The sequence below is a fragment of the Actinokineospora sp. UTMC 2448 genome, from assembly GCF_024760565.1.
Classification (GTDB): domain Bacteria; phylum Actinomycetota; class Actinomycetes; order Mycobacteriales; family Pseudonocardiaceae; genus Actinokineospora; species Actinokineospora fastidiosa.
In genome coordinates, this window is record NZ_CP031087.1 from 950,626 (window position 1) to 969,999 (window position 19,374).

The 19,374-nt window shown below is 74.7% G+C and carries 13 protein-coding genes; 4 read left to right on the plus strand and 9 right to left on the minus strand.

The window, feature by feature from the left end; genetic code table 11:
- Window positions 1-370: 370 nt before the first annotated feature.
- The 3 genes from nudC to Actkin_RS04600 all read left to right on the plus strand — a co-directional run bounded on the left by nudC (window position 371) and on the right by Actkin_RS04600 (window position 6,122).
- Window positions 371-1,246, plus strand: a complete 876-nt coding sequence (gene nudC, locus Actkin_RS04590; protein WP_396122977.1) for an NAD(+) diphosphatase — start codon at window positions 371-373, stop codon at window positions 1,244-1,246.
- 412 nt (window positions 1,247-1,658) lie between these two features.
- Window positions 1,659-5,012, plus strand: coding sequence for a fibronectin type III domain-containing protein (locus Actkin_RS04595; protein WP_258906079.1), 3,354 nt, complete (start codon window positions 1,659-1,661; stop codon window positions 5,010-5,012).
- A gap of 174 nt (window positions 5,013-5,186) precedes the next feature.
- Complete coding sequence (locus Actkin_RS04600) at window positions 5,187-6,122, plus strand: phosphotransferase (RefSeq protein WP_258906080.1); 936 nt, start codon at window positions 5,187-5,189, stop codon at window positions 6,120-6,122.
- Here the strand turns inward: Actkin_RS04600 and Actkin_RS04605 are convergent.
- The 4 genes from Actkin_RS04605 to Actkin_RS04620 are packed head-to-tail and all read right to left on the minus strand — an operon-like array spanning window position 6,109 to window position 14,606.
- The gene (locus tag Actkin_RS04605) at window positions 6,109-7,812 is read right to left on the minus strand and encodes a TIGR02679 domain-containing protein (protein ID WP_258906081.1); all 1,704 of its coding nucleotides are present in this window, start codon (window positions 7,810-7,812) and stop codon (window positions 6,109-6,111) included. The two genes, Actkin_RS04600 and Actkin_RS04605, sit on opposite strands and share 14 nt — an antisense overlap.
- On the minus strand, window positions 7,802-11,872 hold the full coding sequence (locus tag Actkin_RS04610) for a TIGR02680 family protein (RefSeq protein ID WP_258906082.1): 4,071 nt from the start codon (window positions 11,870-11,872) through the stop codon (window positions 7,802-7,804). The genes Actkin_RS04605 and Actkin_RS04610 overlap by 11 nt, the downstream gene beginning before the upstream one ends.
- Window positions 11,869-13,068, minus strand: a complete 1,200-nt coding sequence (locus tag Actkin_RS04615; RefSeq protein WP_258906083.1) for a TIGR02678 family protein — start codon at window positions 13,066-13,068, stop codon at window positions 11,869-11,871. The genes Actkin_RS04610 and Actkin_RS04615 overlap by 4 nt, the downstream gene beginning before the upstream one ends.
- Window positions 13,068-14,606, minus strand: coding sequence for a DUF2397 domain-containing protein (locus Actkin_RS04620; protein WP_258906084.1), 1,539 nt, complete (start codon window positions 14,604-14,606; stop codon window positions 13,068-13,070). The genes Actkin_RS04615 and Actkin_RS04620 overlap by 1 nt, the downstream gene beginning before the upstream one ends.
- Before the next feature lie 101 nt (window positions 14,607-14,707).
- Between Actkin_RS04620 and Actkin_RS04625 the strand changes: the two genes are divergently transcribed.
- Window positions 14,708-15,640 carry a cobalamin biosynthesis protein gene (locus Actkin_RS04625; RefSeq protein ID WP_189208235.1) on the plus strand — a complete coding sequence of 311 codons (933 nt, stop codon included), beginning with the start codon at window positions 14,708-14,710 and terminating at the stop codon, window positions 15,638-15,640.
- Here the strand turns inward: Actkin_RS04625 and Actkin_RS04630 are convergent.
- The 5 genes from Actkin_RS04630 to Actkin_RS04650 are packed head-to-tail and all read right to left on the minus strand — an operon-like array spanning window position 15,618 to window position 19,366.
- On the minus strand, window positions 15,618-16,415 hold the full coding sequence (locus Actkin_RS04630; RefSeq protein WP_258906085.1) for an SURF1 family cytochrome oxidase biogenesis protein: 798 nt from the start codon (window positions 16,413-16,415) through the stop codon (window positions 15,618-15,620). The two genes, Actkin_RS04625 and Actkin_RS04630, sit on opposite strands and share 23 nt — an antisense overlap.
- A gap of 20 nt (window positions 16,416-16,435) precedes the next feature.
- The gene (locus Actkin_RS04635) at window positions 16,436-17,269 is read right to left on the minus strand and encodes a fructosamine kinase family protein (protein WP_258906087.1); all 834 of its coding nucleotides are present in this window, start codon (window positions 17,267-17,269) and stop codon (window positions 16,436-16,438) included.
- Window positions 17,266-17,712, minus strand: coding sequence for a low molecular weight protein-tyrosine-phosphatase (locus Actkin_RS04640; RefSeq protein WP_189208233.1), 447 nt, complete (start codon window positions 17,710-17,712; stop codon window positions 17,266-17,268). The genes Actkin_RS04635 and Actkin_RS04640 overlap by 4 nt, the downstream gene beginning before the upstream one ends.
- A 35-nt stretch (window positions 17,713-17,747) precedes the next feature.
- Window positions 17,748-18,767 (minus strand): NAD(P)H-dependent flavin oxidoreductase, encoded by a 1,020-nt coding sequence (locus Actkin_RS04645; RefSeq protein WP_258906088.1) that lies wholly within the window; start codon window positions 18,765-18,767, stop codon window positions 17,748-17,750.
- On the minus strand, window positions 18,767-19,366 hold the full coding sequence (locus Actkin_RS04650; protein ID WP_258906089.1) for a flavodoxin family protein: 600 nt from the start codon (window positions 19,364-19,366) through the stop codon (window positions 18,767-18,769). Before Actkin_RS04650 ends, Actkin_RS04645 begins: the two co-directional genes overlap by 1 nt.
- Window positions 19,367-19,374: the final 8 nt, after the last annotated feature.

Genomic DNA, 19,374 nt, shown 5'->3' on the forward strand with positions numbered 1-19,374 from the left:
GACCCGCCCGTTCGACCTAGCGGACGTCCCCGCCCTCTCCCGCTCCACCCTGGAACGAGACGAATCCCTCCGCACCTCCCCCACCCACCTCGACGAACTGTGGTCCAAGGGCCAAGTCCTCCTCGTGGACCCCAAGGGCCGCACCCCAGTCCGAACACCACCCACCCCAACTCCACCCACCCCGCCCCTGGCTGGCTCGGCACCGGCTGATCCGGCTGGGGCTGGGGTGGCACCGCCCAACCCGGCTCCGGCTGGCTCGGCTCCAGCCGATCCGGTCCGGGGCGGGTCCTCCGGTGCGGCGCTCGCGGAGGCGGCCGGTCCGGCTTCCGGTGGGGTGAGTGATCCGGCTCTCGCCGGGGCCGTCAAGGCCCTGTCGCTTGGGCAGTCTCGGCCCTCGGTCGCGTCCGGACGGATCGGGGCGCCGCAGCGGGGTGTGGTGGCGTTGAGCCTGCGGGCCGCCGCCGACATCCAGGCCGACCGGCCCGACGATGCCGTGTTGCTCGGCACGCTCGATGGCGTCGGGTACTGGGCCGTGCCTGCGGATGAGGCGATGACCGGGGAAGCCGTGCCCCCGCCCAACTCGTGGGGGCTCTGGCCGGGCGTCCGCTCGACCTCCGGTGAGGAGTGGCACGACCTGCGGGCCGTCGGCGGGCTCCTCGACGACACCGCCGCCGGCCTGTTCACCACCGCCGTCGCCCTGCGCGGGTGGCATGACCGCGCCAAGTTCTGTGCCTGCTGCGGGGCCGCGGTGCGGCGGATCGCGGCGGGGTGGGCGTCGGAGTGCACCGGGTGTGGGCGCGAGGAGTACCCGCGCACCGACCCGGCCGTCATCTGTCTGGTGCACGACGGCGTCGGCGTCAACGGTGAGCGGGTGCTGTTGGCCCGCCAGCCGGTGTGGCCGCCGGAGCGGTACTCGGTGCTCGCCGGGTTCGTCGAGGCGGGGGAGTCGCTGGAGGCGTGCGTCGAGCGGGAGATCGCCGAGGAGGTCGGGGTCGCCGTGCGCGGCATCCGGTACCTCGGCAGCCAGCCGTGGCCGTTCCCGCGCTCGGTGATGATCGCCTTCGCCGCCGAGGCCGACCCGGACGCGCCGCTGCGCCTTGCCGACGGCGAGATCGAGGAAGCCCGCTGGGTGCCGCGCGAGGAGGTGCTGGCCGCGCTGGAGGCCGGGGGCGAGATCCCCGGCCTGCGGCTGCCGGGCGCCACCTCCATCGCCGGGCAGATGCTGGCGGGCTGGGCGCTGGCCTGACCGTTTCGGAACCGGGTCGTCACTGCCCGGAAATGCTCCGAAAAAGTTGCGCACCCCGTGATAAAACGATCTCCACCCCGTGCTCAACTTGTGCTAATTACCGACTGACGGACTAATCGTCAATTGCGCCGTCCGGCCTATTCGCCGACCCGCTGTCACTTGTCGTCCACAGCGCGTGCCTCTTCCCGCTGATGTTGCTCTGACCAGCCGATACGGGTGTCTCCACAGTGCAATCACCGTAGAGTGGAATTGGCTGTCCATGACAATTTCGCCGCCTGATCCACCGCCGGTATTCCCGGCTCTTGTGCCCCGGTGTCCCCGGTCGTTAATTTGGCGATCCGTAGCGTGTCCGTAACACGTATTTCGCCCCGACCCTATTTCTGGCGCGTGCTCGGCGCCAGGGAGGATGACCGTGAGACTCAAGAGAGAAACCCGGAGATTGGCGATCACCGCGGCGGGGACCGCCGCGCTGGTGGTCGCCGGTCTCGTGATCGGCTCGGGCATGAGCTCGGCCGCGCAGGGGGAGCTCACCCAGAGCTACTCGTGCCCCTTCCCGCTGATCGGCAACCAGACCGTCACCATCGACATCCGCACCGAGCAGCCCGACACCATCGCCGCGGGGGCCTTCACCCCGGCGCTGGACATCACGGCCGTCTCCAACGCGGGCGCCACCGCCACCCAGGGCCTGCGCCTCGTGGGCGCGGAGACCATCCAGGGCGTCGCGCGCGCCACCTCCACCGTCCGGGGTCCGGGCGGCCAGGGCGACCAGACCGTCCAGGTCACCACCCAGGTGCCCAACCAGCCCATCCCCGCCGTGGGCAACGACCTCGTCCTCAACGCCACCGGCAGCGCCCCGGGCCTGCGGTTCGACGAGCCCGGCAGCGCCTCGCTCGAAGTCACCGACATCGTGCTGGAGATGACGCCGCTGCGCGCCGACGGCACCCCCACCGACCTGGGCACCTTCGTCGCCGACTGCACGCCGACCGACGGCCAGGACACCGTCCTGCACACCTACCAGGTGACCGGCGCCGCCGTGACGCCCGAGGAGCCGCTGGGCGTGGGCAACACGCCGCCGCTGCGCCAGACCTACACCTGCCCGTTCCCGCTGATCGGCAACCAGAACGTCACCGTCGACATCAGCGCGGACCTGCCGACCGAGATCGCCGCGGGCACGTTCACCCCGGCGATCAACATCAGCGCCGTGTCCAACGCGGGCGCGACAGCCACCCAGGGTCTACGCCTGGTCGGCGCGGAAACGGTGGAAGGCAAGGCCGTCGCCACCTCGCTGGTGAAGTCGCCGCAGGGCCACCTCGCCGTCGCCGTGGGCACCGACGTGCCGAAGCAGACCATCCCCGCCGTGGGCAACGACCTGATCGTCAACGCCGCCGGGTCCGCTCCCGCGCTGCGCTTCGACGAGCCGGGCACCGCGACCCTGTCGGTGCACGACCTGGTGCTGACCATGACCCCGCGCCGGGCCGACGGCACCGAGACCGGCCTGGGCACCTTCGTCGCGGACTGCACGCCGACCGCGGGCCAGACCACCGTGCTGCACACCTTCACCGTGACCGCGCCCGCCGACACCGAGGCCCCCTCGGCCCCCGGCGCCCCGGCCGCCGGTGAGATCACCCAGAACAGCATCGCGCTGTCCTGGGCCGCCGCCACCGACAACGTCGGCGTCACCGGCTACGACGTGCTCTCCGGCGGCGCTGTCGTCAAGAGCGTGACCGGCACCGAGGCCGTCGTCGACGGCCTGGAGCCCGACTCCGAGCACACCTTCACCGTCGTGGCCAAGGACGCCGCGGGCAACACCTCCGCCGAGTCGGCGCCGGTCACCGCCCGCACGCTGGCGGCCCCGGACACTCAGGCCCCGACGGTCCCGGGCGCCCCGGTCGCGGCGAACATCGGCCAGACCAGCGTCGACCTGTCCTGGCCCGCCTCCAGCGACAACGTCGCGGTCACCGGCTACGACGTGCTGTCCGGCGGCTCCGTCGTCGCCAGCTCGACCGGCGCGTCGGCCACGGTCAGCGGCCTGACCGCCGACCGCGAGTACACCTTCACCGTGGTGGCCAAGGACGCCGCGGGCAACACCTCCGCCGAGAGCCCGGGCGTCACCGTGCGCACCCTGGCCGCGCCGGACACCGAGGCCCCCACCACGCCGGGCAACCTGCGCGCCACCGGCGCCTCGCAGGACAGCGTCGGCCTGGCCTGGGACGCGTCCTCGGACAACGTCGCCGTCACCGGCTACGTGGTGACCTACGGCTCCGAGTCGGTCGAGGTCGCGGAGACGTCGACCACGATCACCGGCCTGTCGGCCTCCACCGAGTACACCTTCACCGTCGTGGCGAAGGACGCCGCGGGCAACACCTCCGCCGCGGGCGGCCCGGTGACCGTGCGCACCGAGGACGTCCCGGACACCGAGGGCCCGACCCCGCCGTCCGGCCTGACCGTCACCGAGCGGACCCAGTCCAGCATCTCGCTGAGCTGGCAGGGCTCGATCGACAACGTGGGCGTCGCGGGCTACGAGGTGCTCTCTGGCGGCGACGTCGTCAAGAGCGTGACCGGCACGAGCGCCACTGTGGACGGTCTGCAGCCGGACACGGTGTACTCGTTCACCGTGGTCGCCAAGGACGCCGCGGGCAACACCTCCGCGGCCAGCAACCAGGTCGACACCCGCACCGAGCCCGCGCCCGACACGCAGGCGCCGGACGCGCCCGCCAACCTGCGCGCCGCGGACACCACCCCGACCAGCATCGCGCTGGCCTGGGACGCCGCGGACGACAACGTCGGCGTCACCGAGTACGAGGTCTTCCGGGGCGCCACGTCCCTGGGCACGGTGACCGGCACGTCGAAGCTGGTCGAGGGCCTCGAGCCCGACACCGAGTACACCTTCACGGTCGTGGCGCGCGACGCCGCGGGCAACACCTCCGCGGCGAGCGCCGCGCTGACCGCCCGCACCGCCAAGGCGCCGGACACGGTCGCGCCGTCGGCCCCGGGCAACCCGCGCTCGACGGGCGCCTCGCAGACCAGCATCACGCTGGCCTGGGACGTCGCGCAGGACAACGTCGGCGTGACCGGCTACGACGTCCTCAACGGCACCACCGTGGTGGCGTCGGTGACGGGCACCTCGGCGACGGTGGCGAACCTGACCCCCGACACCGAGTACACCTTCACCGTCGTGGCCAAGGACGCCGCGGGCAACGTCTCCGCCCCCTCGGCGACGGTCACCGCGCGCACCCAGCCGCGCGACTCGACCATCATCGAGTACGGCTACGACCTGACCGGCAAGACCAAGATCAAGGCGGCCAACGGCACGGTCAACCTCCGCGGCGGCATCGACGCCGAGCTCGACCTGGCGACCGGCACCTTCACCGCCGACCTGGCGCTGAACCCGACGAGCGGCAACTTCCGCATCTTCGGCTTCATCCCGGTCTCGGCGAAGATCGAGTTCGCGCAGGCGGACCGCACCACGGGCTCGCTGGCCGGTGGCGTGCTCAAGTCGACGTCGAAGGTCACCGTCAAGATGCCGCGCATCACGATGATGGGCTTCCCGATCAGCACGAGCGCGGACTGCCAAACGAAGACCCCGGCGACCATCCCGCTGCAGTCGAAGCCCAACTTCGACCCGCTGGCCGGTGGCACCCTGACGGGCACGTACACGCTCCCCGCCCTGCAGGGCTGTGGATCGATGAACAGCCTGATCAGCGCCCTGACCTCCGGTCCGGGCAACACCATCGAGGTCGCCCTGGCGCCGCGCCCCGTCGGCTGACCCTGAACCCCGGTTGACCGCGTGGCCCCGTCGCACCCAGCGGCGGGGCCACGCGGTTGTCCACAGGCCCCTCCGGCGGGGCCGGGGCGTCAGTAGGCTGGCGAGTGGGTCGGCGCCCTTCGTTCCGGTATATCCGGATGCCCCGAGCACGTCCACGATGCGACCATCGCCGTGATGGCCACGGCATCGGGCGTGCGGATCGGCTGGACACAGCTTCCAGCCCACGTTCGCCATGCCGTCGAGACGATCCTGGGCGACACCGTCGTCGAGGCCGTGTCGCAGGCGGGCGGATTCTCGCCGGGCACCGCGGACCGCGTGCGGACCGCCGGTGGCGTGCGCGCGTTCGTCAAGGCCGTCGGTTCGGCGTTGAACGAGCACAGCCCGAGCCTGCACCGCCGTGAAGCCCGGGTGACGTCCGCGATGCCGGACTGGGCGCCCGTGCCCACCCTGCTCGGCCACCACGACGACGGCGACTGGGTGGTCCTGGTCTTCCAGGACATCGACGGCCGCCACCCGAGCACGCCCTGGCGTCCGGACGAACTACGAGCGGTCCTCACCGCGTTGGACGAGTTCGCCGCTAAGGCGACGCCTTCGCCCGTGCCGAACCTGGACACCGTCGCCACCCAACTGACCCAAGACCTCACCAGTTGGCACCGCATAGCGGAGAACCCACCCGACGACCTCCACCCGTGGGCCGCCCGCCACCTGAGCACTCTCCGCACAGCCACCGACCGCGCGCTGGCCGCCCTAGACGGCGACACGCTCACCCACATGGACATCCGCGCCGACAACATCCTCATCGCCGACGCAGTGACCTTCGTGGACTGGCCCTGGGCCTGCCGAGGACCGTCCTGGTTGGACAGCACGATGCTGCTGATCAACGTCTGCCTCTACGGCGGCCACGACGTCAGCGCGCTCCTCACCGAGCGAGCCGTCACCCACTGCGCGAACCGCGACGACCTGGTCGCCGTGCTGGCCGCCATGGCGGGCTTCTTCACCGACGCCGCGCGCCAGCCCCCACCCCCAGGACTCCCGACGGTCCGCGCCTTCCAACACGCCCAAGCGACAGCCCTGCTCGACTGGCTCAGCACCGACCTCACAGATCGCTGAGCAACAACTCCGTGACGACTTCCTCGGGAACCGCCCACCCCGCCCGCATAACGGCCGGAAGGTCGGGATCCCACGGCGTCCCACCCGGATCACCATCGAGCGCCGGGAGCTCGATGTCGTTGGCCCGAGCGTGGTCCAGCGCTTCGCGGTAGTCGTCCGCGCCCATGCGCCAGGGAGTAGCGCCCAGGGCGAGCAGTTCCCGCATGACCACTAGCCCCGCCGGATCGAAGTCGGTGTGCGCCTCCACCTGACACCCCGCCGCCACCAACCGCGACACCAACACCCGCGCGGTCGGGTTGAGCCTGCCGGACACGCACACCACCGGCACCTCCAACCCCGCATCCGCGACCGCCTCCACCAACCGAGCCCGCATGCACACCCGCACGACCCCACGCGGAAGCCCAACCAAGCCCCACCCAGCGGGGACCGCAGAACCGGGAGACCCGCCAGCCGACGCCCGCTCGGCCGCATGGACCGCGACCGCCGAGGCGGGGGAGCTGTCATGGATGGCACCCGTCGACAACGCACCTTCCGGAGCGCGGGACGGGGCCGCCGGGTTGGGGGAGTCGTCGGGGCCGATACCGCTCGCCCAGGCGAGCGGGGCCGGGTTGGGGCCTGTGGGGCTCGGGAATTGGTGGGCGCCGCTAGCTGAGGCGAGCGGTGCCGGATCGGAGGCGGACCGGTTGGAGGTGTGGTCTTGACCGGGTTCCGTCGAAGGCGTGGGCCGGTCGTTCGGGGCCGAGCGGCCGGGGTCGCCGTGCGGGACCGCCTCGGCTGGTGGGTGGGGCAGGTTGCGCAGCGGCGAGGCGGTCTGGGCTGTGGCGTCCGCGATGCTCTCGTGAGCGGTGTTGCCGTGGGCAGTGCCCTCGTGAGTGGCGCCGTCGCGGGCGGTGCCGTCATGCACGTTGCCGTCACGATCACTGTCGCCATCGGCGGCGCCGTTGGGGGCGTGCGGAAGGGCGCGTAGGGGGAGGTGGGTGGGGCCGGGTAGGCCGGGGAAGCCGTGGACCAGGACCGGCTGGCCCACCCCGTCGGTGATGCCGCAGCGTTCCCAGAGGTGGGTCTCGTCGCGGCGGGTGCGGGGGAGGGGGACGTCGTGGGCGAGGGCGGCGGCGCGGAGGACCAGGGTGGCGACCTTGCGGCCGGGGTCCAGGGCGTGGGGGTCGCCCGCGGCGCGGGCGAGCTCGACTCGGGACAGCCAGGTGGTGGGGCGGGTGGCGCTCAGGTTCAGGCGGGCCAGCACGGCCGCCGCCTGGCGGGCGGGGGTCTCCAGGCGTTCGGGGGCGATCTTGGCGTAGCGGCGGACCTGGTCGATCCACGTCCGCGCCCAAGGGGCGGCGGCCAGGCCCGCTGAGGCCAGGGCGGACCGCAGCAGGTCGTCCGTCCACTCCCGGCGGGCGGCGTCGACCGATGCCTGGTCCGGGCGGAACTCCACCGGTTCGCCGTGCACAGCGCTCAGCACGTCCGGCAGTCCACAATGGAAGACCGCTTGGACGCGCTCGTCGAGATCCGCCACCCGGATCGTCGTGCCGACCCCGAGTTCCAGCGTACGCCCGAACAGCGCCGAGACGGCGGCCGTCGCGGCGGGTGTGGATGGTTTGTAGCCCAGCTTGACCTGCCCGCGCTGCACCGCCTTGCGGGCCTGGCGCCACAGCGCCTCGTACTCGGGGCGGCGCGGATCAGGGGTCATCTCGGTCCAATGACGCGCCGTCCCAGGTCGTGTGCGTGCACGCGACGCCGTGGCCGGACTTCGGGCGCAGCACGTCGTAGATGTGCATGCGCGGGATGCGGTCCGACACGCCCCAGCCGCTCGGCCAGGTGATCACCCAGTCCATGTCCAGGTCCACCAGCAGCCCCAGCATGCGGGCGATCGTCGGGTCGTCCAGCCGCTCGAACGCCTCGTCCAGCAGCACCAGGCGCAGCGGCGACATCGCCGAGCCCGCGCTGATCGCCCCGTAGAACGCGGCCGCCGCCGCGAACAGCGTCACGTACGAGATCAACCGCGTCTCGCCCGAGGACAGCTGGCGCAACCGCCGCGACCGGGGCTTGCCGTCCGGCCCCGTGTCCCGCACCCGCACCGTGAACGCGTACCACGACCGGTAGTCCAGCGCCCGCGCCAGGATCTCCCCGAAGCCCGCCGACGCCGAGTCCCGCTCGGCCTCGATGCGCTCGGTGAACACCTGCTGCAACCGCGCGTCCTGCTCCGGCGTGCGCTGGGCGAACGGCGTGCGCAGCAGCCGCAGACCCTCCAGTGTGGACTCGTCGAGCCACGGCGCAGGCTGCCACTCCAGGCGCACGTGCACGCCCTGGCTGGACCGCGCCGTCTCCAGCACCTCGTTCATGCGCCGGGTCAGGTCCTCGGCGACGGCGATCTGCGCCGCCAGCCGCTCGGCCAGCTCCCGCACCAGGTGCAGGGCGAAGATCCCCTGGTAGCGCTCGGTGAGGAAGTCCCGCCGCTCGGCCAGGTCGGCCGCCACCCGCCGCGCGGCGACGGCGACCGGCGCGGGCCCGTCCTCGGCCGACACCACGACCGTCAGGATGCCCGCGTGCCGCTCGGGCGCGACGTTGTGCGTACCCGCAAGGGCCGCCTGCAGCGTCTGCAGCTTGGTCAGCACGGTGTCCTCGCCCGGCAGCCGCTTCGACGCAGCCACGGCCTCGGCCAGCACCGCGAAGGCGTCCACATCGGACTCCGGCCGCTCCACGTCGACCGCGGCCGCCCACACCCCCGGCGCGGCCAGCGCCTCGCCGAACGCGCGCGCCGCCGCCGCGGCCGCCGCGGCCTTGCCGTCGATCTCGGCGGTCCGCGTCTCCAGCAGCGTCTGCGTCTTGACGACCTGGTTCGACACCTCGTTGGCCGCGCGCCGCGCCGCGGGCAGTTGCTCCCGCACGGCCTTGCGCTCCCGATCCAGCTCCGCGAGCTGGCCCTGCACCCGCTCGGCCTCCCCGCCGACCGCGGAGGTCAGCTCGGCCAGCGCGGCGGCCTCGCGGTGGAACTCGACGCACTGCTCGTCGGCCACCGCCTCGGCGGACTCCCGGTCGGCGACCGCGGCGTGGTAGTCGTGCAGCGCGTCGGCGAGGTCGCGGACGGTCGCCGTGCACCGCCGTCCCAGCGCGTCGCGCAGGCTCGCGGCCAGGTCGCGCAGGCCCGCGGCCGAGCGGTGCGCGGCGCGCAGCGTCTCGGTGTCGGTGGCCAGTCCCGCCGCGCCCGCGTCCCGGGCCAGTTCGGCCTCGGCCGCCCTGATCCGGCCGTCGGCCGCGGTGTGGTCGGCCCGCCGCTGCTCGGCGCGCGCGGCTGCCTCCGCCGCCTGCCGGTGCGTCTCGTCCGCGCTGACCCGGGCCCCGATCAGCTCCCGGTCGTCGGGGAAGGCGTCGAGGTGGCCGTCCCACACGGCGACGGCGTCGGTGTGGGCGCGCAGCTCGGCCTCCGCCTCGGCCAACGCCGAGCGCAGCCGCTCCAGTTCGGCGGAGAGCTCCGCGCCCGCCCGCTCGCGCGCAGCCCTCCGCGCCCCTGCGCCGACGTACTCGGCGTCCGGCTTGGCCGACGTCCCGTGCAGCACGCCCGCGCGCCACGTCCCGTCCGGCCACACGGTCAGGCCCTCGTGGTCACCCCCATACGACACCGACATCAGCAAAGCCGCCACGGTCTGCGCCGACACCGGCGAGTCCGGCTCCACCGCGGGCGCCAGCGCCGCCGCCAGCGGCTCGACCGCGGGACGCCCCGGCGCCGCGACGATCCCGTCCATGCTGCGCGCGGTCCCGTCGACGGTCACCCACGCCGTCAACAGCCCGCTGGCCTGCAGCGCCGCCTCGAGCCCGGCCCGTTCACCCTCGTCCAGCCCCGCGGTGAAGTCCACGAGCCGGTAGAACGGCGCGCCCGTCGACGGGTCGTGCTCGATGCCCGGCGGCACCGGGTCGACGCCCTTGCGCAGCTCGATCGTGCGCGCCTCGGCCGAGGCGATCGCGGCCTCCAGCGCGTCCACGCCCTGTCGGGCCGCCGCCGCGCGCTGCCGCAGCCCCGCGAGGTGCGGAGCCGCCCACTGGCGCATGGCGTCGCGGGCCGCGCGGGCCACGTCGGGGTCGGCGAGCACGTCGTCGGGGGTCGGCGGCATCGGCGGGCGCGGGGCGTGCTCGTCGGCGAACGGCCCGGCCTTGGTCCAGGCCAGCACCTGCTCGCACCACACCTCGGCGGCCACGCCGAAGCGCTGCCGGGCCTCGTTGCGCCGCCCCGCCGACTCCGTCGCCTCGATCTGCGCGTCGCGCGCTGCCGCCCGGCCAGCGTCCAGCGCCAGCCGGTCGCGGTCGAGCATCAGCGCCCGCTCGTGCAGGGTCATCGCCAACGCCGCCCGCTGCGCCACCACGCCGCCGACCTCGTCGGCGCGGGCCGCGGCCTCGGACAGCGCGGTGGTCAGCGCGTCCGGCGCGACCGACGGCGGCAGCCTGCGCTGCACCTCCAGCGGCTCGGCCTCCGGGTCCGGCTTGGCGCGCACCCGGTCGACGACCGTCGTCGTGGTCGCCTCCGGCGCCGCGGGCACCGCCGGGCACAGCCGGGGATCGAGGCCCGCGGCCGCCAGTCCGTCCGATGTGGACTCCGCGAGCGCGCTCGCGTCGGCCAGGTCATCGCCGAGCCTGCGCAGCACGGTCAGCACGGTCTCCACCGCGCGGTCGGTGTGGTTGCGGCGCACGGCGGCGTTGTCCAGCGCGCTGCTCGCCGCCTCGCGGGTGCGCTCGACGAGCTTCTCCCGGTCCCGCAGGTCGCGCAGGCCCTGGTAGGCGGGCAACGCCTGGAGGGTCTCGATGGCCGACTCCAGCTCGGCCTCGCGCTCCTCCAGGACCCGGACCCGCTCCTCGGCCTCGGCGTGCCTCGCCTCGTCCTGCCCGGACCGCGTCGCCAGCTTGTCGATCTCGGCACGCGCGTTGTCCAGGGCGCGGCGCGCGGCGTTCGCACGCTCACCGGCGGCGTGCAGAGCGTTGAGAGCGTAACCGGAGTAGCCGGTGAGGAACGCGCTCATCGCCGCGTCCGCCGTGCCGAGCCTGCCGATGTTCTCCCGGATCGACTCCAGGTCCTCGAACGAGGTCGCCAGCTGCTCGACCACGCCCGCCTCCAGCGGCGGCAGCGCGTCGGACAGGATCTGCTCCAGCTGCCCGTCCTGCACCTTCAGCCCGATGTCGGGGTTGCGCAGCGTGCGCTGCAGGTGCAGCAGGTCGCCGTAGCGGGCGGCCGGGACGCCGTAGACCTCCTCGGCGACGCGGGCGCGGAACCCGGCCTCGTCGTACATCCGGTCCGCGCCGAGCACGTCGCGCAGCGCGGCGGGCCCCAGCGGGACCCGGTCGGCGGAGACGAGCTGGAAGTGCGTGCCCACCCGCGACGGCGTGACGAACCGCCACGAGTCGCTGATCGCCTGCGACGTCGCCGAGGCCTTGACGCCGATGCCGCAGGTCAGGAACTCCTCACCGGTCCCGGACTCGCGGCGCAGCTCGATCCAGGCGTAGCCGATGCGGTTGGGGCCGCCGTCGTAGTCGTCGAGCATGAGGCGGCGGATCGACACCGTGCCCGCGCCCTTGGAGCCCAGGTAGCGCAGGTCGCCGTCGAGGCACAGCGGCAGCAGCAGTTCCAGCGTGCGGGACTTGCCGGAGCCGTTGGTGCCCTGGAACACCGCGCGCCCGCCGGAGAAGTCGAACGTCTGCTCCCGGTACTGCCAGATGTTGACGATCCCGCCCCGGTGCAGCCGCCACCGGCCGAAGTCGGTCACGGTGTTCCTTCCTCGTCGGTGTCGAACAGGGACCAGCCGGGTTCCGGGGCCGCCGGAGCCGGGTCGGGCACGCGGCCCGGGGTGTCGTCCGGCCGGGGCAGCCAGCGGTGCCCCGCCGGGCTGAGCAGCCAGCCGTCGCCGTCCGGCTCGGCCAGGCCGAGCCGGGCCAGCAGGTCGCCGACGTCGGACACCAGCGCGGCCATGTCCTCGGTGGCCTGCCGCGACCACGCCGAGGGGAAATCATCCACCAGCCGGTCGCACACCACGCGCAGGCGCACCCGGGTCACCGGCACGCGGCCGTCCGGGCGGCGTCCGCCGTCGAGCAACTCGGGAAGCGCGAGCAGCGCGATCCGCGCGACCGTGCCGGTGCCGGGGAAGACGACGTCGGTCAGGTACTCCTCCGGGTCGGTGACCGCCACGCCCTCGGCGCGGATCTCGGTGACCAGTCCGAAGCAGCGCTCCAGCAGCACCGACTCGCGGCGCTGGTTGCGCAGCAGCCAGTCGCGGTGCTCGGGCGGGAGGGCGCTGTGCAGGGTGACCGGGTACTCGACCAGCCTGCGGCGCACGGCGTGGTCCGGGGTCGCGGCGGCGGACGCCTGGGCGATCAGCTCCTCCCCGGACGCCGCCTCGGCGGGCCGGCCGGCGAGCAGCTGGCCGAGCAGGTCCGTGTCGATGGTGATCAGCGCCTCCGCGCCCGCCACCGTGCCGTCGGTCTCGGTGATCACGCCCAGCGCGATCAGGTGCCGCAGGGCAGCGGTGAGCGCCCGCCGGTCGGCGAGGTCGTCGGCCACCGCCAGGCCCGCCTCGCTCCCGGCCGCGCGCACGTCGGCGACCAGCCGCGACAGCAGCACCTGCCGCCCCACGCCGGTCAGCGCGGCCATCACCAGGCACAGGTAGGCGTACGCCCGGGGCGTCATGCCCGGCTCGCCCCGGTGCGCCCCGGCGCCCGGGCCCGGCTTGTGCAGGCGCGCGAACCGGCGCTGCACGACCAGCCGGTACCCCAGCAGCGCGGCGAACATCTCCTGCAGCGGGACGCGGTAGCGGTAGACCAGCGGAAGCATGTCGCCGTCCGGACCGCCCGGCCGCAGCAGCGGATGGCGCAGCAGCACGCGCGCGCAGCGGGCGACGTTCGCCGCATCGATGTCGGACAGCTCGCCCAGGACGGTGTCGAGCACGCGGGGACCGCGGGTGCGCATCACGCCCCCGCCCGGCTGATCGCCAGCGCGGTGTCGCGCAGGGTCAGCGCCCCGCCCCGGCTGCGGATGCGGGTGACCCGCCCGGGCGCCGGGGTGAGCGTGAGCGTCAGGCCGCGCACCTGGTCGGTGGCCTCGCCCGCGTCCTCCGCGCTCTCCCGCTGCGCCATCGCCAGCGTCAGCAGCTCGCACAACGCGCTCAGCGCCTGCTTGGACAGCACGGCCGCCTCGATGTCCCGCGCCGCCGCGGCGAGCTCGGCCGAGGCGGCCTCGCGCAGCTCGTCGGCGGCGCGGGCCTGGGCGAGCAGGCCCTGCTCGGTGATCGGGTCGTCCATGATCCGCGACGGCCGCCCGCGCGCGCCCCGGTCGCCGCGCCCGCGCACGCTCACCGACACCTCGATCGCCGGGCCGTCCGCCCAGGGCGTGTGCTCGTCGTCTGCGTCGTGCTCAGGGGCGGGCAGCAGGTTGCGCGCGGAGTACAGGCCGAAAGCGGCGGCGTAGAGGTCGTGCGCGGTCCGGGCGTCGGCGGCGTCGAACCAGGCCGCGAGCCGCACCAGCTCGCCGCGGCGGCTCGGCAGCAGGCCGCCGCCGGTCGTCGCCCTGCGCACGGTGGCCAGCAGCGCGCCGATGGCCCGCGTCGTGGCCTCGCGCAGCGCGGTGACCTGGCTGGGGTGGCCGGGGCGGTCGGCGAACCAGTCGGCCAGCTCCTGCCAGTCGGCCTCGGTGCGGCCGCGCGTGCGCTCCATCGTGGGGCTCAGCGGCTCGTCCGGGCTCAGCAGGCGCAACAGCTCGCCGCGCGCGGGCTTCAGGGTCGCCAGCGCGGTCGCGATCGCCGGGGTGTGCCGCAGCACGTCCTCGACGACGACCTGGATGTACTCGACCAGCAGGTTGCGGAACCCGGAGATCTCGTCGGGGGCCAGGTGGTTGCGGGTGAGGATCTGGCCGAGGTAGGCGTAGAAGTCGCGCACGGTCGCGGCGAGCTCGGCGTGCTGCAGGAACAGCGTCGTCACCCGCTCGGCCAGCTGCTCCCTGGCCCGGCGCGCGGGCAGCGAGCGCGGATCGGCCTGGGCGCGGGCCGTGGCCACCGCCAGCGTCTCGCCGAGCTCGGCCAGCCCGCGCTCGATCGCGGGCAGCAGTTCGCGGGACACCTCGCGCGCGCCCTCGGGCACCCGCAGCAGCGCGTCGACGTCGCGCTGCACGCGCACGGCCAGCTTGCCGACCTGGTAGCGCATGCTGCCCTGCTGGAACTCGGCGATGCTCGACGCGATCGTCTCCCGGCGGCCCAGCACGAGGTTGCCCCACTCGACCAGCTGCCGCAGCCGGGGGATCACCACGTCGATGTGCGACTCGCCGATGTCGATGCGGCCCTCGCGCTCGGCGGAGGCCAGCGCCGCGGACACCTCGCCCGCCGACAGGTCGGCCAGCAGGGTCGAGGTGAACAGCCGCATGATCGCCAGATACGTCCGGTGATGCTCGCGTGGCTGCAGGTAGGCGTAGAGCTGGAGCCTGCGTTCGGGGTCGGTCTCCTGCTGTGGCTCCACGCCCGACGACGATAGTCCGACCGCCCGACACCCGCGCAGCCTGCCCGCGCCGCCGCGATACGGTTCCCTCTCCAGGGGGAACCACGGTCAGGGAGGAACGCGTGCCCGCACCGCGTGCGATCGGACTGCTGCTGGGGGCCGCCGCGGACGCCGCGCTCGGCGATCCGCGCAGGGGGCACCCGGTGGCCGCGTTCGGCAGGGTCGCGGGCCTGGTCGAGAAGGCCGTCCACCGCGACCACCCCGCGGCGGGCGTCGCCTACACCGCCGCGCTCGCGGGCACGGTGATCGGCCTCGGCGTCGCCGTCGAGCGGGCGGGCCGCAAGCGGCCGGTGCTGCGGATGCTGTCGACGGCGCTGGCCACCTGGGTCGTGCTGGGCGGGCGGTCGCTGGCCGCCGAGGGCACCGTGATCGGCCGCCATTTGGACGCGGGCGAGCTGGAGCGCGCCCGCGAGCGCATCCCGGCCCTCTGCGGGCGCGACCCCGAGCGCCTCGACGGCCCGGCCATGGCGCGCGCCGCCGTGGAGTCGGTGGCCGAGAACACCTCCGACGCGATCGTCGCGCCGCTGCTGTGGGGCGCGGTCGCGGGCGTGCCCGGCCTGCTGGGCTACCGCGCGATCAACACCATGGACGCGATGGTCGGCCACCGCTCACCGCGCTACCGCCGGTTCGGCTGGGCATCGGCGCGGCTGGACGACGCCGCCAACTTCGTGCCCGCGCGCGTCGCCGCCGGGCTGACGGTCGCGGGCGCGCCTGTCGTCGGCGGCAACCGCCGCAGCGCGTGGGTGGCCTGGCAGCGCGACGCCGCCGCCCACCCGAGCCCCAACGCCGGACGGGTCGAGGCCGCGTTCGCGGGCGCGCTGGAGGTCCGGCTCGGCGGCCGCACTGTCTATCCCTATGGCGTGGAGGACCGCCCGGTCCTCGGCGACGGCCGGATGCCCGACGCCGGGCACGTGACCAGGGCGGTGGAGCTCTCGCGCGTGGTGGGGTGGCTGGCCGCGGGCCTGGCGGCCCTTATCGGGCTGCTGCGGCGGTAGCGTCCTCGTCCTCGGCCAGGATCTCGGCCACCGACTTGCGCCTCGGTTTGTCGAGCGCGCCGCCCGGCTTGATCTCCCGCCAGGTGAAGTAGACCAGCCCGATCAGCGTCATCGCGCCGAACGCGATCCACTGCAGGGCGTAGGAGAAGGACGGCCCGGCCTCCAGCTGCGGCAGGGGCAGCGGCCCGAGCACACCCGGCGACCCCGCCTCCAGCTGCACGTAGCCGGGGCGGCTGCCCGGCAGCACGACCTGGGGGTCGATCGAGTACACGTGCAGGTGCCCGCCCTCGGTGAACGCGGGCCGGTTCTCCGAGTCGCGCTCGCCCACCCGCACCCGGCCGGTGATCTCCACCTGGCCCGTCGGCGGCGGGGCGAAGTCGGGAACGCTGACGCCCTCGCCGGGCCGCACGAACCCGCGGTCGACGAGGACCGTGGTGCCGTCGAGCAGCCGGAACGGGGTCAGCACCTCGAAGGCTGCCGCGCCCTGCACGGTCCGCAGCCGGGCGACGGCCTCCTCGTCGGGCAGGAACTCGCCCACCGCGGTGACCAGCCGCCACTCCGTCGTTCGGTTGGGCGCGGCGTCGGCGGCGAGCACCTCGGTCAGCGGCACCGGCGTGGCCTCGAAGGACGCCTGCACCGCGGCGTTGGTCTCCTGCCGCTCGGCGTGGCGCTCGAACTGCCAGGGCGCGAGCAACGTGAAGCACGCCGTGGCGAAGGTGATCACCACGAGCGCGCTCAGCAGCCATGCGGGCCGCAGCAGCAACCTCAACCGCACGCCTCCACGGTAGGTCAGGCTCACCCGGACAGCGCCGCCCGGGCGGCGCTCACCGTCTGCCGCGCGTACCCCGCGCCGAAGAGCACGGTGTGCACCAGGAGCGGGAACAACTGGTGCAGCGGCACGCGGGCGCGCCACCCCGGGGCGAGCGGCGAGACCTCCTCGTAGGCGGCGATCACGGTGTCCAGGTGTGGGCAACCGAACAGCGCCAGCATCGCCAGGTCGGTCTCCCGGTGCCCGCCGTGCGCCGCCGGGTCGATCAGCCAGGCCCGGCCGTCGGCAGCCCACAGCACGTTGCCGCTCCACAGGTCCCCGTGCAGGCGGGCAGGAGCCTCCGGCGGACCGGCCAGCTCGCCGATCCGCCCGCACACCGCCTCCACCGGCGCGGGATCGCGCAGCGACCCCGCGTCGACGGCCGCGCGCAGGTAGGGCAGCAGCCGGTGCTCGGCGTACCACCCCGGCCAGTCCCGGCCCGGCACGTTCGCCATCGGCGCCTGCCCGATCCAGGCGTCGGCGGTCGGACCGTCCCCGAACGCGTCGGCGCCCGCGGCGTGCAGCCGGGCGAGGTCGCGCCCGAGCCCGACGGCCGCGTCGACCGACGGGTGGCCGGGCTCGACCTGGTCCATGACCACCCAGGTCTCGTCGGCCGCCCGCACGCCCGGCGCGGGCACCGCCGCCTCGGCCAGCCACGCCAGCCCGCCCACCTCGGCCGCCGCCTGCCCGAGCCGGTGGTGCCGCTTGGCCACCACCAGGTCGCCGTCGGCCAGGTCGACCTCGAAGACGTCGGCCGCGACCGCCACGACCCCGGCCACCGGTGTCTGCAGCAACTCGGCGACGGCCTCGGCGGGGGTCACCGCCGCCGCACCCAGTCCAGCAGGCCCGGACAGGCCGCCTCCACCATCGCCAGCACCTCGTCGAAGCCCTCCGCGCCGCCGTAGTACGGGTCGGGCACGTCCAGGCCGTCCGCCGCCGGGTCGAACTCGCGCAGCAGCCGCACCCGCTCCGGCCCGACCCGCCGCCGCAGCGCCCGCGCGTGCCCCTGGTCGAGCGCGACCAGCAGGTCCGCGCCCAGGTGGTCGTCGTCGAGCTGCGCCGCGACGTGCGCGGTCGGATAGCCCGCGCGGGCGAGGACGTGCTGCGTCCTCGGGTCCGCGGCGTCGCCGACGTGCCAGTCGCCGGTGCCCGCGCTGGTGACCCGCACGTGGTCGAGCCCGGCGCGCCGCAGGTGCTCGGCGAACACCAGCGCGGCCATCGGGGAGCGGCAGATGTTGCCGGTGCAGACGAAGCAGACGTGCATGGCCACGAGTCTGGCCCGTGGCCACGCCCGGCGGTTCACCCGGTCAGCAGTTCCAGGTACTCCCGCGCCGTCCGGGGCGCGGTGAGCGCCGCCGCCTGGCCCGACCACAGGTTGATCAGGTCGGCGTCGCCCGCCGCGCCCGCCGCCCTGCGCAGGTCCAGCAGCAACGCGCTCTGCGCCGGGTACGGCGGCACCGGCGCGTCGGCCAGCTCGGCGACCAGCCGGTTGAGCTGCGCGCGGGCAGTGCGCCCGGTGAACGCCCTGGTCAGCACCGTGACCTCGGCGCCGGGGCCGTGCAGCGCCGCCTTGTGCGCCGCGGAGGCGCCCGACTCGGCCGTGGCCAGGAAGCCGGTGCCCACCTGCACGCCGTCCGCGCCCAGCGCCCTGGCCGCGGCGACCCCGCGCGCGTCGGCGATGCCGCCCGCGGCGATCACCGGGATGCCGACGGCGTCCACCACCTGCGGCACCAGCGAGAACGTGCCCACCAGCGACTCGGCCACCGGCCGCAGGAACGCGCCCCGGTGCCCGCCCGCGTCGCTGCCCGATGCCACCACCACGTCCAGCCCGGCCGCCGCGACGGCGACGGCCTCGGCCGGGGTCGTGGCCGTGCCGATCGTGACGATGCCCCGCGCCCTCGCCTCGGCGACGGCGGCCGCGGGCGGCAGCCCCATCACGAAGCTGATCACCGGGGGCGCCGCGGCCAGCAGCGCGTCGAGCTGCGCGTCGAAGTCGGGCAGCAGCGGCCCGGTCGTGTCCGGGTCGGGCAGGCCCAGCTCCCGCAGGTAGGGCCGGACCCGGGCGACGTCCTCCTCGGTCGGCAGCACGTCCTCGCCGGGCTGGGGCACCCACAGGTTCACCGCGAACGGCCGCGCCGTCGCCGCGCGCAACTCCGCGACCAGCGCGGTGATCCGCTCCGGGGCCAGCAGGTGCGCCCCGTAGGAGCCCAGCCCACCCGCCGACGACACCGCCGCGGTCAGCGCCACGGTCGACAGGTTGCCGCCGAAGGGCCCCTGGACGACCGGCACGTCGATCCCGAGCACCCTCTCCAGCCGCATCAGGCGCCCACCAGCGCCCGGCCCGCCGCCAGCCGCCGCGCGGCCACGGCGACCCGCTCGCCCAGGTGCGCCGCGGTCCGCAGGTCCGCGTCCGGGGGCGCCAGGTCCGGCCCCACGTCCGAGGGCGACTGGGCGAGCGCGCCGAGGAAGCCGCCGAGCCGGTTGAGGTCGGTGGGCGACCCGTCGGCGGTGAACAGCCAGCCCGGCGGCAGGCCGAGCGACACCCAGGTCATGCCGTGCTGGGCAGCGAAGATCGCCAGCGAGGTCAGCGTGCCCAGCTTGTCGCCGTTGACGCCCGACGAGTTCGTGAACCCGGCCGCCAGCTTGTCCCGCCACCGCCCCTGCGCCCACACCGTCGAGCTCGCCTCGGCGAAGGCCTGGAACACCGCCGATCGGCTGCCCATGTAGGTCGGCGACCCGAAGACGATCGCGTCCGCCGCGTCCAGCCGCGCCCACCCCGCCTCACCGACGTCGCCCACGTCGAGCAACTCGGCGGTCACCCCGCCGACCCCCGCCGCCCCCGCGGCGACCGCCGCCGCCTGCCGTGCCGTGTGCCCGTGCCCGCTGTGGAACGCCACCACGACCAGTACCTCGGTCATCCCGACTC

What these genes read in the sequence shown, in the direction of transcription:
- Actkin_RS04645 (WP_258906088.1), bottom strand. Translation starts at nt 18,767, where the DNA reads ATGCGGCTGGAGAGGGTGCTCGGGATCGACGTGCCGGTCGTCCAGGGG.
- Actkin_RS04605 (WP_258906081.1), bottom strand. Translation starts at nt 7,812, where the DNA reads ATGACCCCTGATCCGCGCCGCCCCGAGTACGAGGCGCTGTGGCGCCAG.
- Actkin_RS04615 (WP_258906083.1), bottom strand. Translation starts at nt 13,068, where the DNA reads ATGCGCACCCGCGGTCCCCGCGTGCTCGACACCGTCCTGGGCGAGCTG.
- Actkin_RS04640 (WP_189208233.1), bottom strand. Translation starts at nt 17,712, where the DNA reads ATGCACGTCTGCTTCGTCTGCACCGGCAACATCTGCCGCTCCCCGATG.
- Actkin_RS04650 (WP_258906089.1), bottom strand. Translation starts at nt 19,366, where the DNA reads ATGACCGAGGTACTGGTCGTGGTGGCGTTCCACAGCGGGCACGGGCAC.
- Actkin_RS04600 (WP_258906080.1), top strand. Translation starts at nt 5,187, where the DNA reads ATGGCCACGGCATCGGGCGTGCGGATCGGCTGGACACAGCTTCCAGCC.